The sequence below is a fragment of the Sphaerisporangium corydalis genome, from assembly GCF_025506355.1.
Lineage (GTDB): Bacteria > Actinomycetota > Actinomycetes > Streptosporangiales > Streptosporangiaceae > Sphaerisporangium > Sphaerisporangium corydalis.
This window is the reverse complement of the sequence record NZ_JANZYP010000002.1, coordinates 207,419-220,056: the sequence shown is the minus strand read 5'-3', so window position 1 is coordinate 220,056 and position 12,638 is coordinate 207,419. Positions and strand designations below refer to the sequence as shown.

The following is a 12,638-nucleotide window of genomic DNA, read 5'->3' as shown; positions in this document are numbered from 1 at the left end:
TAGGACCTAACAGGACACGCGTTGTGAACCTTCCTCCCGATAGTCCACCGGCGGCCCAGCCCGCCGTGCGGTCCGCGTTGTCCGACGCCGACCTGCTGACAAACCATATCGGCGGTGATCCACACGCTTTCAGCGAGATCGTCCGCCGACATCGCGATCGCATGTGGGCCGTGGCGCTGCGCACGCTCGGTGACCCCGACGAGGCGGCCGACGCCGTACAGGACGCCTTCGTCTCCGCCTACCGCAAAGCCGAGAGCTTTCGCGGCGAAGCGGCGGTGACGACCTGGCTCCACCGCATCGTCGTGAACGCCTGCCTCGACCGCATGCGCCGCAAGTCGATCCGACCGGTGGCCGACGACGAACTGGTCGAGGCGGCCGAGCGGGACGCTCCGATGCCCGACCAGACGGGCGAGCGCGACGTCTCCATGGAGGTCTCGGCCGCGCTCAAGCTCCTCCCCAACGACCAGCGCGCCGCCCTGGTGCTGGTCGACATGATGGGTTACTCCGTAGAGGACGCCGCGCGGGTGCTCGAGGTGCCGGCGGGCACGATCAAGAGCCGATGCGCGCGCGGCCGGGCGAAACTCGCCCCGATTCTTTCCCATCTACGGAACCGATCAGACCTCACTCGCGTCTCATCCGCGAAGGGAGCAGAACTTCGTGACGGGTGATACGCACTACGACTTGGAGATCCTCGCCGAGCTGGCAGAGGGACTTCTCGACGACGCCACAGCCGTGCGGGTCCGCGAGCACCTCGCGGTATGCGATCCCTGCGGGGAGAGCCTCGCCGACCTGGCGGCGGTACGCGAGATGCTCGCGGCCGTGCCGGTGCCGGCGATGCCGATGGGCGTCGCGCTCCGCATCGACAAGGCCTTGGGCGCCGAGGCGGAGAACAGGCAGACCGGCGGCGGGCTCAGGCTCGACGAGGCGCCGGACTGGGATCGCATCATGGGCGACTCCCCCTGGGAGACCGCGTCCCCGATGCCCCTCACGGCGGTGACGCCGCCGGCTCCAGCACTGCCGGCACAGCGTTCTGCGCCGGTGGAGCCGCGACCTGAGGAGGTCGTCCGGCTGGGCGTCGTGGCCGATGACGGGTCGATCGTCAGGACCAGACGCGGGAAGTCCTCCCGGCGTCGTTCCTGGGCGATGCCCGCGGCGGCGAGCGTCGCGGCGGCCGTGGTCATCGGCGCTGCGGGCTTCTCGGCGACCTTGCTCTCGGCTTCGGGCGGCGGGCAGCCCAGCGGCAACGTTGCACTGCCCCAGCTGGTCCCGGCCGAGACGAGCCAGGCCCCCGGCAGGGCCACGGCGGACGAGGGGACGACCAAGCCCGGTCTCAGCTACGCGATCGGCAAGAGCGACTTCAACTACTCCAGCACCGTGCTCAACGGTCCCCTGGCGACCTACGTCGGTGCCACCGGCCCGGGTTCGGGAGGCGACGCCTCCGTGGATCCCGCGGTCGTGCGGTGCGTGACGAAGATCTCCGAGCGGGTCGGCCGTAAGAACGGCTCCGCCAAGGCTCCGCAGCCCATCGGCGTCGACCAGGCCCTTTACCAGGGCAACGAGGCCACCGTGATGGCCTTCTGGAAGGACCGCATGCGCAACGCGGTCTGGGTCTACGTCATGGACTCCAACTGCGCGAGCATGCGGCAGCCCGCTGTGGGCCGCTGGCAGTAGATCCAATGGCGGGGCACGCAGCCCTGCCGCCCATATCGCCGAAGTCCTCCACGGGTGACCGCGGAGGACTTCGTCATGTCGGGGATCGCGCTTGGCCGGTGCGGGAATCTCGGACGCCTAGGATCTGTTGACGCCACTGCATCGAAGGAACAGCGAGAAGCCGGAAAGCGGTGTGGCGCCGCGAACGGCGACCACGACCACCATGGCAGGAAAGGCGAGATGCGTGAGCGACGTCCGTAATGTGATCATCATCGGGTCGGGGCCGGCGGGTTACACGGCCGCGGTGTACGCGGCGCGCGCGGACCTCAGCCCCCTCGTGTTCGAGGGCTCGGTGACCGCCGGTGGCGCGCTCATGAACACCACCGACGTGGAGAACTTCCCGGGCTTCCCCGACGGCATCATGGGGCCGGACCTCATGGACAACTTCCGCAAGCAGGCGGAGCGCTTCGGCGCCGAGCTGGTGGCCGACGACGTGGTCGAGGTCGACCTCAAGCAGAATCCCAAGGTGGTCAAGACCGCCACCGAGACCTACCTCGCCAAGACGGTCATCGTGGCGACGGGCTCGCGCTACCGCGAGCTCGGCCTGCCCAACGAGAAGCGGCTCTCGGGCCACGGCGTCTCGTGGTGTGCGACCTGCGACGGCTTCTTCTTCCGCGACAAGGACATCGTGGTCGTCGGCGGCGGTGACACGGCCATGGAGGAAGCGACCTTCCTGAGCCGTTTCGCTAGGTCTGTCACGATCGTCCACCGCCGGGACGAGCTGCGGGCCAGCAAGATCATGCAGGACCGCGCCTTCGCCAACGAGAAGATCCGCTTCGTCTGGGACAGCGAGGTCACCGACATCCTCGGCGACACCAAGGTCAGCGGTGTGAAGATCCGCAACCTCAAGACCGGTGAGGAGACCGAGCTGCCGGTCAACGGCGTCTTCGTGGCGATCGGGCACGACCCGCGCACCGAGCTCTTCAAGGGGCAGCTCGACGTCGACGACGAGGGCTACCTGCTGGTGGACGCGCCGACCACCAGGACCAACGTCGACGGCGTCTTCGGCGCCGGCGACGTCGTGGACCACACCTACCGCCAGGCGATCACCGCCGCGGGCACCGGCTGTTCCGCGTCCCTGGACGCCGAGCGCTGGCTCGCCGACCACGCCACCGCCACCAGCTAAGGGGAGAACACCTTGAGCGAGATCAAGTCAGTCACCGACGCCACCTTCGAGGCAGAGGTCCTCAAGAGCGACAAGCCGGTACTTGTCGACTTCTGGGCAGAATGGTGCGGTCCGTGCCGCCAGGTCGCGCCGATCCTCAAGGAGATCGCGGCCGAGCACGCCGACAAGCTGACCATCGTGAAGATCAACATCGACGAGAATCCGGAGACTCCGCGCGACTACGGTGTGCTCCAGATCCCGACGCTGAACGTCTACAAGGGTGGAGAGGTCGTGAAGCAGATCATCGGCGCCAAGCCGAAGGCCATGCTGCTCCGCGAGCTCGACGGCGTCATCTAGGCGCCTCCGCGGTGTGAGCCGCACGCCGCCTTGTCCCGGCGGCACCCCGGCGGGACCCCCCGTGCCACTGGCACGGGGGGTCCCGTGTCGTATGGGGATCCGTGGATCGCGGTCGCGAAGCCCACCAAGGGGCTGAGACCGTCTCAGACGGGGCGGAGCGCCCGTTCGGGTGACATGGAACCCAGGAGCCGCTCCAGGGCCACCTCGACGTCCTCACGCCACGACGCCGCCGTCTTCAGCTCCAGCCGGAGCCTTGGGAACCGCAGGTGCGGGCGGACGGTCTTGAAGCCCACTGCCAGGAGGTACTCGGCGGGCAGGACGCAGCCGGGCTGCTCCCACTTCAGGTCGCCGAACGCCTCGATCGCCCGGACGCCGCGCCGCGTCAGGTCCTTGGCGACGCCCTGGATCAGCATGCGTCCCAGCCCGCCGCCGGAGAACTCCGAGATGATGTGGGCGGTCATCAGCAGGACGGCGTCCGCGCTGACCGGGGAGGTCGGGAACGCCACCGAGCGGGGCACGTAGAGCGGCGGCGCGTACAGGACGAACCCGGCAGGAGCCCCGTCGACGTAGCAGATCTTCCCGCAGCTACCCCATTCGAGCAGGGTCGCCGAGATCCAGGCCTCCTTCTCGAGGCCGGGGTCGCCGGCGAGCTGGGCGCGCTCCCCGCTGACCGGGTCGAGCTCCCAGAAGACACACCGCCTGCAGCGGCGCGGTAGATCGTCAAGGTTGTCCAGCGTGACATTCACCAGCCGACGCGACACCCCGGGGCCCCCCATCCTTGCGAGACGAACGCGAGTCATGGCGGAAAAGCGCACGAATTACGGCGTCTCCAGACTGGAATGGTAGCCGAGTGACAGCGGAGTCAGGCGCTCCTGGCCGCCGAACCCCTTGGCCAGTCGCGGTTCAGGGGTCGTACGGGCCGGTCCGATAAAGCGGGCCGTCCTTAGTTGACCCATCAGTACGCCGGAAAAAGCCCCATTAGGGGATGAAATTGGGGAGCGTCCCCTGGGCCCCTGCCATACGCTGGTCTCTCCGCACTGACATAGCCCGGCTATGACCTAGGAGGTGCACCGTGGCGGAAGAGCAGGATCACGGTCGGAGGACGACGGCCCACGGGTCGTACATCGACGCCTACGTTGACCGGTACGCCGCACGCGCGGCCGGGATGGTCGCCTCCGAGATCCGAGCTCTCTTCGCCGTCGCGTCGAGGCCCGAGGTGGTCTCGCTGGCCGGCGGCATGCCGTACGTCACGGCCCTCCCCCTGGACACCGTCGGCGAGCTCGTCGCCGACATCGTGGCACGCCGCGGCACCGTGGCCCTCCAGTACGGCTCCGGCCAGGGCGACCCCCACCTGCGCGAGCAGATCTGCGAGGTCATGCGCCTGGAGGGCATCGACGCCGGCCCCGACGACGTCGTCGTCACCGTCGGCTCCCAGCAGGCCCTCGACCTGATCACCCGGATCTTCATCGACCCGGGCGACGTCGTGCTCGCCGAAGGCCCGTCCTACGTCGGCGCGATCGGCACGTTCGCCGCCTACCAGGCCTCGGTGGTGCACGTCGCCATGGACGACCTGGGGCTGATCCCCGAGGCCCTCGCCGAGACCATCGAGTCGGCCGCCCGCGCCGGGCACCGCGTCAAGTTCCTCTACACCGTGCCGACCTTCCAGAACCCGGCCGGCGTCACCCTCAGCGCGGCCCGCCGCCGCCAGGTCCTGGAGATCTGCCAGCGGGCGGGCGTCCTGGTCGTGGAGGACAACCCGTACGGGCTGCTCGGCTTCGACGGCGAGCCCCGGCGGGCGCTGCGGGCGGACGACCCCGACGGAGTGGTCTATCTCGGGTCGTTCTCCAAGACGCTGGCCCCGGGATTCCGGGTCGGCTGGGCGCTCGCGCCGCACGCGATCCGCGACAAACTGGTCCTGGCCATGGAGTCGGCCGTCCTGTCGCATTCCAGCTTCACGCAGCTCACCGTCGGGCAGTACCTCGCCACGCAGCCGTGGCGGGAGCAGATCAAGACGTTCCGCGAGCTCTACCGCGAGCGCCGCGACGCCCTGCTCGGCTCCCTGGACTCGCTCATGCCGCCCGGCTTCACCTGGACCAGGCCCGCCGGCGGGTTCTTCGTCTGGATGACGCTGCCCGAAGGGCTCGACTCCAAGGCGATCCTGCCCCGCGCCGTGGCCGAGCGTGTCGCGTTCGTGCCCGGCACCGGCTTCTACGCCGACGGTTCGGGGGCGCGGCACCTGCGCCTGTCCTACTGCTACCCCGAGCCCGACCGCATCCGCGAGGGCGTGCGACGGCTCGCGGGGGTGGTCCAGCAGGAACTGCTGCTGCGCGACACGTTCGGCACGGCCTCGATGCCCGCCCATGGTGGCGTGGACACCCCGGGTCCCGACCTAGCCTGAGAGATGACGCGCCGCGGGCGTCCTGCCGACCTGGCGGGGCGCCCGCTGCTCCCATGACGGAAGAAAGGTCCTTGATGAGCGATCTCGGCCATGTGCTGGTGCTGGCTGGCGGGCTGTCCTACGAGCGGGAGGTCTCCCTCCGCTCCGGCCGCCGCGTGACCGAGGTGCTCCGTAGCGCGGGGATCGACGTGGAGACCCGCGACACCGACTCCACCCTGGTCCCCACGGTGCTCGCCGACCCGCCGGACGTGGTGTTCGTGACGCTGCACGGCGGCAGCGGCGAGGACGGCGCGATCCGCTCGGTGCTCGAACTGCTCTCCGTCCCCTACGTCGGCGCCGGGCCCGACGCCTGCCGCGTCGCCTACGACAAGCCCACCGCCAAGACCGTCGTCCGCTCCGTCGGCGTCCGCACGCCCGACGCGGTCGTGCTGCCCAAGGAGACCTTCCACGACCTCGGCGCATCCGCCGTGCTCGGCCGCATCATCGACCGGCTCGGCCTGCCCCTGTTCGTCAAGCCGTCGCGGGGCGGGTCGGCGCTGGGCGGGTCCATCGTCCGCAAGGCCGCCGAGCTGCCGGCCGCCATGGTCGGCTGCTTCGCCTACGGCGACACCGCGCTGATCGAGCGGTACGTCGAGGGAGTGGAGGTCGCGGTGTCGGTGATCGACCTCGGTGACGGGCCCGTCGCGCTTCCGCCCGTGGAGATCGTCGCCGCCGAGGGCGTCTACGACTACTCCGCCCGCTACACCGCCGGGCACACCGAGTTCTTCGCCCCGGCGCGGCTGCGGCCCGAGGTGGCGGAGGCGTGCGCGGCCATGGCGGTCACCGCGCACACCGCGCTCGGCCTGCGGGACCTCTCCCGTACCGACCTCATCGTCGACGCGGACGGCGTGCCGCACTTCCTGGAGGTGAACGTGGCCCCGGGGATGACGGAGACCTCCTTGCTTCCCATGGCCGTGGCCGCCGCGGGCCAGGACCTCGGCGCCATCTGCCGCGGCCTGCTGGAAGTCGCCGTCAAGCGCCCCTGACCAGCCAGGCCCCGCTGCTCCGCCCGCACCTCCCTACCGGCCGGCGTGGCCGGTAGGTGTGGCCCGGGACGGCTGACCGGGGGTCGCCGCCCGGAATGCGGAGGTTCTTCCGGGCGGCGTAACCTGGCGGCTGTGATCGAATCGCTTTACGCCAAGAGCTTCGCCAGCGACAACCACGCCGGAGCGCACCCGTCCATCGTCGAGGCCGTCGCCGCAGCCAACGCCGGAGACGCGCCCGCCTACGGAGACGACTCCTGGACCGCCGTCCTGGCCGGCCAGATCCGCGCCGAGTTCGGGGACGACGCCACCAGCTTGGTCGTCCTCAACGGCACCGGCGCCAACATGGTCGCGCTGGGCATGATGCTGGGCCGCCGCTTCGACGCGGTCATCTGCCCGGAGACCGCCCACATCGCCACGCACGAGGCGGGGGCCAGCGAACGGATCCTGGGCGTCAAGCTCGTGACGGTTCCGACGCCGGAGGGAAAGCTGACCCCGCAGGACGTGACCTCACGGCTCGGCGGCCGGGGCAACATCAGCGAGGTGCAGCCCAGGGTGGTCTCCATCTCCGAGGTCACCGAGCTCGGCACCTGCTACACGCCCGGCGAGATCGCCGCGCTGGCCGAGGCGGCGCACGCCAACGACATGCTCCTCCACATGGACGGCGCCCGTCTGGCCAACGCCGCCGCCTTCCTCGGCTGCTCGTTGCGCGAGCTGACGACGGACGTGGGCGTGGACGTGCTCAGCTTCGGTGCCAGCAAGAACGGGGCGCTCGTCGGCGAGGCGGTGGTCGTGCTCCGTCCCGAGCTGGCGGACGCCGGGCCGTATCTGCGGCGGCAGACGCTCCAGCTCGCCTCGAAGATGCGTTTCGTGTCGGTCCAGCTCTCGACGCTGCTGACCGACGAGCTGTGGCGGCGGAACGCCGCGCACGCGAACGCGATGGCGCGCAGGCTGGCCGACGGGGTGGCCGACCTTCCGGGACTGAGCATCACCTGGCCGGTCGAGGCGAACGCGGTCTTCGCCGCGCTTCCTGCCGAGGCGATCGAGGAGCTGCGGTCGCGGTATCTCTTCCACGTGTGGGACGCGCCCAGCGGCGTCGTCCGGTGGATGACGGCGTTCGACACCTCCCCCGAGGACGTCGACACCTTCGTGGCCGACATCCGCCAGACCCTCAAGGGCTGAGCCGGCCCGCGCGCCCGGCCGGGGGTCTCAGCCCGAGCCGGCCCGCGCGCTCGGCCGGATCCGACCGAGCGTCTTGGCGGTGTTTCACGTGAAACGGCGAGACGGCCGGCCGCGCGGGGTCAGTCGTCCAGGGCGCGGAGGGAGTTCGCCGCTCCCGGGGCCATCGCCCCGATGATGCGGTCGAGGTCGTCCATGGTGGCGAACTCCACGACGATGCGGCCCTTGTGCCGGCCGAGGTCGACCTTCACCCGGGTCTCGAAGTGGTCGGAGAGACGGTGGGCGAGGTGTGCCAGGGCCGGTTCCGGCGCCTCCTTGGCCCGCCGGTTCCGGGGCGCTGGGGCGGCGGTCGCTTCCCCCATCGACACGATCTCCTCCACCGAACGGACGGAGAGCCCTTCGGCGAAGATCCGGGCCGCCAGGCGTTCCTGGGCCGCGGGGTCGGTGAGGGTGAGCAGCGCACGGGCGTGGCCCGCGCTGATCGTGCCGGCGGCGACCCGGCGCTGGACGTTGCTCGGGAGGTTGAGCAGCCGGAGCGTGTTGCTGATGTGCGAGCGGGAGCGCCCGACCCGCTGGGCGAGCTGCTCGTGGGTGGCGCCGAAGTCGTCCAGGAGCTGCCGGTAGGCCGCGGCCTCCTCCAGCGCGTTGAGCTGCTCGCGCTGGAGGTTCTCGATGAGGGCGTCGCGGAGCAGCGCGTCGTCCTGCGTGCTCCTGACGATCGCGGGGATCTCGCTCAGGCCGAGAAGCTGGGACGCCCGCCAGCGCCGCTCCCCCATGATGAGCTCGTAGCGTCCCCCGCCCACCGAACGCACCACGATCGGCTGGAGAAGCCCCACCTCGCGGATGGAGTCGGCCAGTTCGCCCAGGGCGTCCTCGTCGAACACCTCGCGGGGCTGCCGGGGGTTGCGGGTGATCGACTCAATGGGGATCTCCAGGAAGTACGCACCCGCGACCGGCCTCGGCCCCTCGTCCGGCGAGTGCTCCGGGACCGATCCCGGGGCGCTCGGGACATCGATGATCGGCCCGGTGGGGATCAGGGCTCCGAGTCCCTTGCCCAGTCCACCACGCCTTTGCTGGCCCACGACTCCTCCTCGCCAAACGGCCGCCCGCGCGGAGACGGCCATCATGGTCGCCGCCGTCCGTGCCCGCCGCGTCTTCGAATGGATCCTGACGTTCCGATCGGCCCGGCGCGGGGACGCTCCAGAGGAGAGTACCGCTGCCGGGAGGGATCAGCTTCCCGCCACCGCCGCACCGCGGAAGGCGATCTCCCTCGCGGCGTCCATGTAGGCCATCGCCCCGCTGGAGCCCGCGTCGTAGGTGAGCACGGACTGCCCGTAGCTCGGCGCCTCGGAGACCCGGACGCTTCGCGGGATGACCGTGCTCAGCACCGTCTCGCCGAAATGTGACCGCACCTCGTCGGCGACCTGGGACGCCAGCCGGGTGCGGCCGTCGTACATCGTGAGCAGGATCGTGGAGACCCGGAGCACCTGGTTGAGGTGGACGCGGACCAGCTCGACGTTCTGCAGGAGCTGGCTGACGCCCTCCAGCGCGTAGTACTCGCACTGGATCGGGATCAGCACCTCCTCGGCCGCGACCATGGCGTTCACCGTGAGCAGGCCGAGCGAGGGCGGGCAGTCGATCAGGATGTAGTCGAGCTCGATCGCGTCGAACGCCTCGAGCGCCCGCTTGAGGCGGGCCTCCCTGGCCACCAGCGACACCAGCTCGATCTCGGCGCCGGCCAGGCCGATCGTCGCCGGCGCGCAGTACAGGTTCGGCATGTCGGGGACCGGGCTGATGATCTCCTTGAGCGGGAGATCCTCCACCAGGACCTGGTACACCGACGGGATGTCGCCGCGATGCTCGACCGACAGCGCCGTCGAGGCGTTGCCCTGCGGGTCCAGGTCGACGACGAGCACGCGAAGGCCGTGCATCGACAGGCCGGCCGCCAGGTTCACGGCCGTCGTGGTCTTGCCGACGCCGCCCTTCTGGTTGGCGATGGTGATGACGCGTTGTTTGGAAGGGCGAGGCCAGTCGCCCTCCTGCCTTGGGGCGGAGTAGCCGATCGACGCGGCGGCCGCGGGAGCGGATGGAGCTGTTTCACGTGAAACCACTGAGCTGAGCGCCTCTCGGACCAGCGGCGAATCGCCGGGTTTAAGGGGGGGCTGTGACACGGTCGTCGTCCTTTCAACCGGCGTGGCAGCAGCGGGGGACGGGGGCCAGCCGAGACCTGTAGGTCTCCCGCCAGTAGCGGAGACATGACTTCCCGGCCAACCCAGGCCGCCTGCCGTAACCGGCATAACCGTCACCTCTTCCGTCGGCGCCGCGTACCCTGCGCATGTGGAGCTGGCGAGCGTCCGGCGACCACCCGGACAAGAGTCGCGGGCGGATCGACCTTACCGCGCCCGACCGTGACAAGTTCGGCGGTCTCAATGCCATAGGCCCGCAATTGCCCCTCGGCGGCGTCCAGTTCCTCGGCCGCCCGCTCCCCCTTCATCGCGAGTAGCTGACCGCCCTCCCGCAGCAGGGGCATCGACCACGTCAGCAGCCGGTCGAGCGGCGCGACGGCGCGGGCGGACGCGACGTCGAAGACCCGCTTCCCCACCAGCTCCTCGGCGCGGCCGCGCAGCACCTCCACGTTGGTCAGCTTGAGCCCCTCCACGCACTCCTCCAGGAACCTCGTCCTGCGGAGCAGCGGTTCCAGGAGCGTCACCCGCACGTCGGAGCGCACGATCGCCAGGACGATGCCGGGCAGCCCGGCGCCCGAGCCGATGTCGACGAGCCGTGATCCCTCGGGGACCGCCTCCGCCATCACGGCGCAGTTCAGCAGGTGCCGGTCCCAGACGCGGGGAACCTCCCTCGGTCCGAGGAGGCCGCGGACCACGCCGGGGCCCGCCAGCATCTCGGCGAACGCCTGGGCCCGAGGCCACGCCTCGCCGGTGAAAACCTCGCGCGCCACGGCGGGCGCGTCGGGCAGCTCATCGCTTTCCGCCATCACTCACTCAACTAGAACGGTCACAACATCTCCGCGTAAGGGTAGCCGTCCCGGCACGCGTTCTCGGTCCAGACGCGTCCGAGCGGCACGACGGGAAGCCCTGGGCAACAGGCGTTCCACGATCGGGGAAAGGCTCGGTCAAGCGGCGGCGGCCCGTGGGGGAGCGGGCCCTGCGGCTGGGCTACAACGGGACGGACGCATCGGGTCGTCCGGCCCCGGTCTCACCAGGGCGGGCCCGTACGACAAGAAAGGGCCGCCGATCCGATAGATCGGCGGCCCGCGAACCCGCAGGTCCGGCGAAGTCCGTGGTGTCCTCGCCCGGGGTGGCTCCCTCGCGCGGAGCCGGCGTTCCCGTGCGCCCGGAGTGTGGGAGGTCCTACACGGGCAGGACCACGACGTAACGCTCGGGCTCCTCGCCCTCGGACTCGCTCCTGAGCCCCGCCGCCGCCACCGCGTCGTGCACGATCTTGCGCTCGAACGGCGTCATCGGCTGCAGGGACTTGGGCTCACCGGAACGCTTGACGTCCTCGGCGGCCTTGGTGCCCAGCCTGCTCAGCTCCACGCGCCGGCCCTGCCGGTAGCCGGCGACGTCGAGCATCAGACGCGAGCGCTCGCCCGTGCGGCGGTGCACGGCGAGACGCGTGAGCTCTTGGAGCGCCTCCAGCACCTCGCCGCCGGTGCCCACGAGGTCGCTGCCCTTGATGTCGACGACGGAGACCAGGGCCCGGTCGCCCTCGACGTCCATGTCGATGTCGCCATCGAGGTCGGCGATGTCCAGCAGCCCTTCGAGGTAGTCGGCCGCTATCTCGCCCTCCTGCTCCAGGGCTGCGACGTCGGGCGCGGCCTGGGGGGCCTGTTCCTCGTTGACTTCGGTCACGTCCGGACTCTCCTTAAGACAACCGGCTACGGCTTCTTGCTGCTACCTGTGCGCTTGCTGCGCGGCTGCCGGGTGGGCTGCTGGCGGACGACCTTCTGCTCGGGCTCGGGTTCGGGCACAGGAGCGTCTTGGGGCTCCTTGACCGCCCTGCTCGGCAGGATCTTGCTCAGCAACCCGGGCTTGGGTTCGGGCTCCACCACGTTGCCCTTGGCGTCGAAGGTCGGCATCGGATGCCGGCTGTAGAACCAGTGTTGCTGGCCGAGCGTCCACAGGTTGGTGGTGACCCAGTAAAGGATAAGCCCGAGGGCGAAGTTCAAGCTGAAGACCGCGAACAGCGGAGAGATGTACATGAGGATCTTCTGCTGCTGCGCCATGGGGTTGTCGGGCATCTGCGCCATGGACCGGGTGACGCTCTGGCGGACCGTCAGGAAGGTCGTGGTGGAGCTGACCGCCACGAAGATGCCCAGGACGATCTTCGTCAGGATGGGGTCGGCGCCCAGGGCCTGGATCTCGGCGGAGCTGGTGAAGAACGTCGCCGGGATCGGCGCGCCGAAGATGTGCCCCGCGCGCGCGCTGTCCACCAGTTGCTGGGTCATGCCGTGGGCGGCCTTGTCCTCGGCGATGGCCCGTAGCACGGTGAACACGGAGATGAAGATCGGGAACTGCGCCACCACCGGGAGGCAGCCGCCGAGAGGGTTGGCGCCGCCCTCCTGGTAGACCTTCATGACCTCCTGGTTCATGCGCTGTTTGTCGTTCTTGTACTTCTTGCGCAGTTCCTGAACCTTGGGGGCGAGTTCCTGCATCTTCTTCGACGAGCGCATCTGCTTGAGGAAGAGGGGGAAGATCAGAAGACGCATCGCCACGGTCAGCGTGATGATGGTCAGCGCCCAGTTCAGCCCGTTGTCGGGGGGGATGATGACGCTGTAAGCCGCGTGGATCCACGCGATCACCGTAGCGACCGCCGTGTACAACGGCTCCAGGAATGACAGCTCCACCGA

Annotated in this window: 13 protein-coding genes; 7 read left to right on the top strand and 6 right to left on the bottom strand. The window is 70.0% G+C overall.

Going from position 1 to position 12,638, the window contains the following annotated elements; translation table 11 throughout:
* The first annotated feature begins 23 nt into the window (after nucleotides 1–23).
* From sigM to trxA, 4 genes are all read left to right on the top strand, one after another.
* Nucleotides 24–668 (top strand): RNA polymerase sigma factor SigM, encoded by a 645-nt coding sequence (gene sigM, locus NYZ98_RS02595; protein ID WP_262840803.1) that lies wholly within the window; start codon nucleotides 24–26, stop codon nucleotides 666–668.
* On the top strand, nucleotides 658–1,671 hold the full coding sequence (locus NYZ98_RS02590; protein ID WP_262840802.1) for a zf-HC2 domain-containing protein: 1,014 nt from the start codon (nucleotides 658–660) through the stop codon (nucleotides 1,669–1,671). Before sigM ends, NYZ98_RS02590 begins: the two co-directional genes overlap by 11 nt.
* 223 nt (nucleotides 1,672–1,894) lie before the next feature.
* The gene (gene trxB, locus NYZ98_RS02585; protein WP_262840801.1) at nucleotides 1,895–2,836 is read left to right on the top strand and encodes a thioredoxin-disulfide reductase; all 942 of its coding nucleotides are present in this window, start codon (nucleotides 1,895–1,897) and stop codon (nucleotides 2,834–2,836) included.
* A 12-nt stretch (nucleotides 2,837–2,848) separates the two neighbouring features.
* On the top strand, nucleotides 2,849–3,172 hold the full coding sequence (trxA, locus tag NYZ98_RS02580; RefSeq protein ID WP_316249523.1) for a thioredoxin: 324 nt from the start codon (nucleotides 2,849–2,851) through the stop codon (nucleotides 3,170–3,172).
* Nucleotides 3,173–3,315: 143 nt separating this feature from the next.
* Here the strand turns inward: trxA and NYZ98_RS02575 are convergent, their stop codons facing one another.
* Nucleotides 3,316–3,918 (bottom strand): GNAT family N-acetyltransferase, encoded by a 603-nt coding sequence (locus tag NYZ98_RS02575; RefSeq protein WP_262840800.1) that lies wholly within the window; start codon nucleotides 3,916–3,918, stop codon nucleotides 3,316–3,318.
* A 419-nt stretch (nucleotides 3,919–4,337) separates the two neighbouring features.
* Here NYZ98_RS02575 and NYZ98_RS02570 point away from each other — a divergent pair, with 419 nt between their 5' ends.
* From NYZ98_RS02570 to NYZ98_RS02560, 3 genes are all read left to right on the top strand, one after another.
* Nucleotides 4,338–5,570, top strand: a complete 1,233-nt coding sequence (locus NYZ98_RS02570) for an aminotransferase-like domain-containing protein (RefSeq protein WP_262840883.1) — start codon at nucleotides 4,338–4,340, stop codon at nucleotides 5,568–5,570.
* Between the two features lie 74 nt (nucleotides 5,571–5,644).
* Nucleotides 5,645–6,595: a D-alanine--D-alanine ligase family protein gene (locus tag NYZ98_RS02565; protein WP_262840799.1), complete on the top strand. Its 951-nt coding sequence runs from the start codon at nucleotides 5,645–5,647 to the stop codon at nucleotides 6,593–6,595.
* 132 nt (nucleotides 6,596–6,727) lie between these two features.
* Entirely contained in the window at nucleotides 6,728–7,774 is a 1,047-nt protein-coding gene (locus NYZ98_RS02560) for a threonine aldolase family protein (RefSeq protein ID WP_262840798.1), read from the top strand.
* A gap of 119 nt (nucleotides 7,775–7,893) precedes the next feature.
* Here NYZ98_RS02560 and NYZ98_RS02555 read toward each other — a convergent pair whose 3' ends face one another.
* From NYZ98_RS02555 to yidC, 5 genes are all read right to left on the bottom strand, one after another.
* Nucleotides 7,894–8,853 carry a ParB/RepB/Spo0J family partition protein gene (locus NYZ98_RS02555; RefSeq protein WP_262840797.1) on the bottom strand — a complete coding sequence of 320 codons (960 nt, stop codon included), beginning with the start codon at nucleotides 8,851–8,853 and terminating at the stop codon, nucleotides 7,894–7,896.
* 147 nt (nucleotides 8,854–9,000) lie between these two features.
* Nucleotides 9,001–9,882, bottom strand: coding sequence for a ParA family protein (locus tag NYZ98_RS02550; RefSeq protein WP_380706975.1), 882 nt, complete (start codon nucleotides 9,880–9,882; stop codon nucleotides 9,001–9,003).
* Between the two features lie 191 nt (nucleotides 9,883–10,073).
* Entirely contained in the window at nucleotides 10,074–10,763 is a 690-nt protein-coding gene (rsmG, locus tag NYZ98_RS02545) for a 16S rRNA (guanine(527)-N(7))-methyltransferase RsmG (RefSeq protein ID WP_262840796.1), read from the bottom strand.
* 376 nt (nucleotides 10,764–11,139) lie between these two features.
* Complete coding sequence (locus NYZ98_RS02540; RefSeq protein ID WP_262840795.1) at nucleotides 11,140–11,640, bottom strand: Jag family protein; 501 nt, start codon at nucleotides 11,638–11,640, stop codon at nucleotides 11,140–11,142.
* Between the two features lie 26 nt (nucleotides 11,641–11,666).
* On the bottom strand, nucleotides 11,667–12,635 hold the full coding sequence (gene yidC / locus NYZ98_RS02535) for a membrane protein insertase YidC (protein WP_262840794.1): 969 nt from the start codon (nucleotides 12,633–12,635) through the stop codon (nucleotides 11,667–11,669).
* Nucleotides 12,636–12,638: the final 3 nt, after the last annotated feature.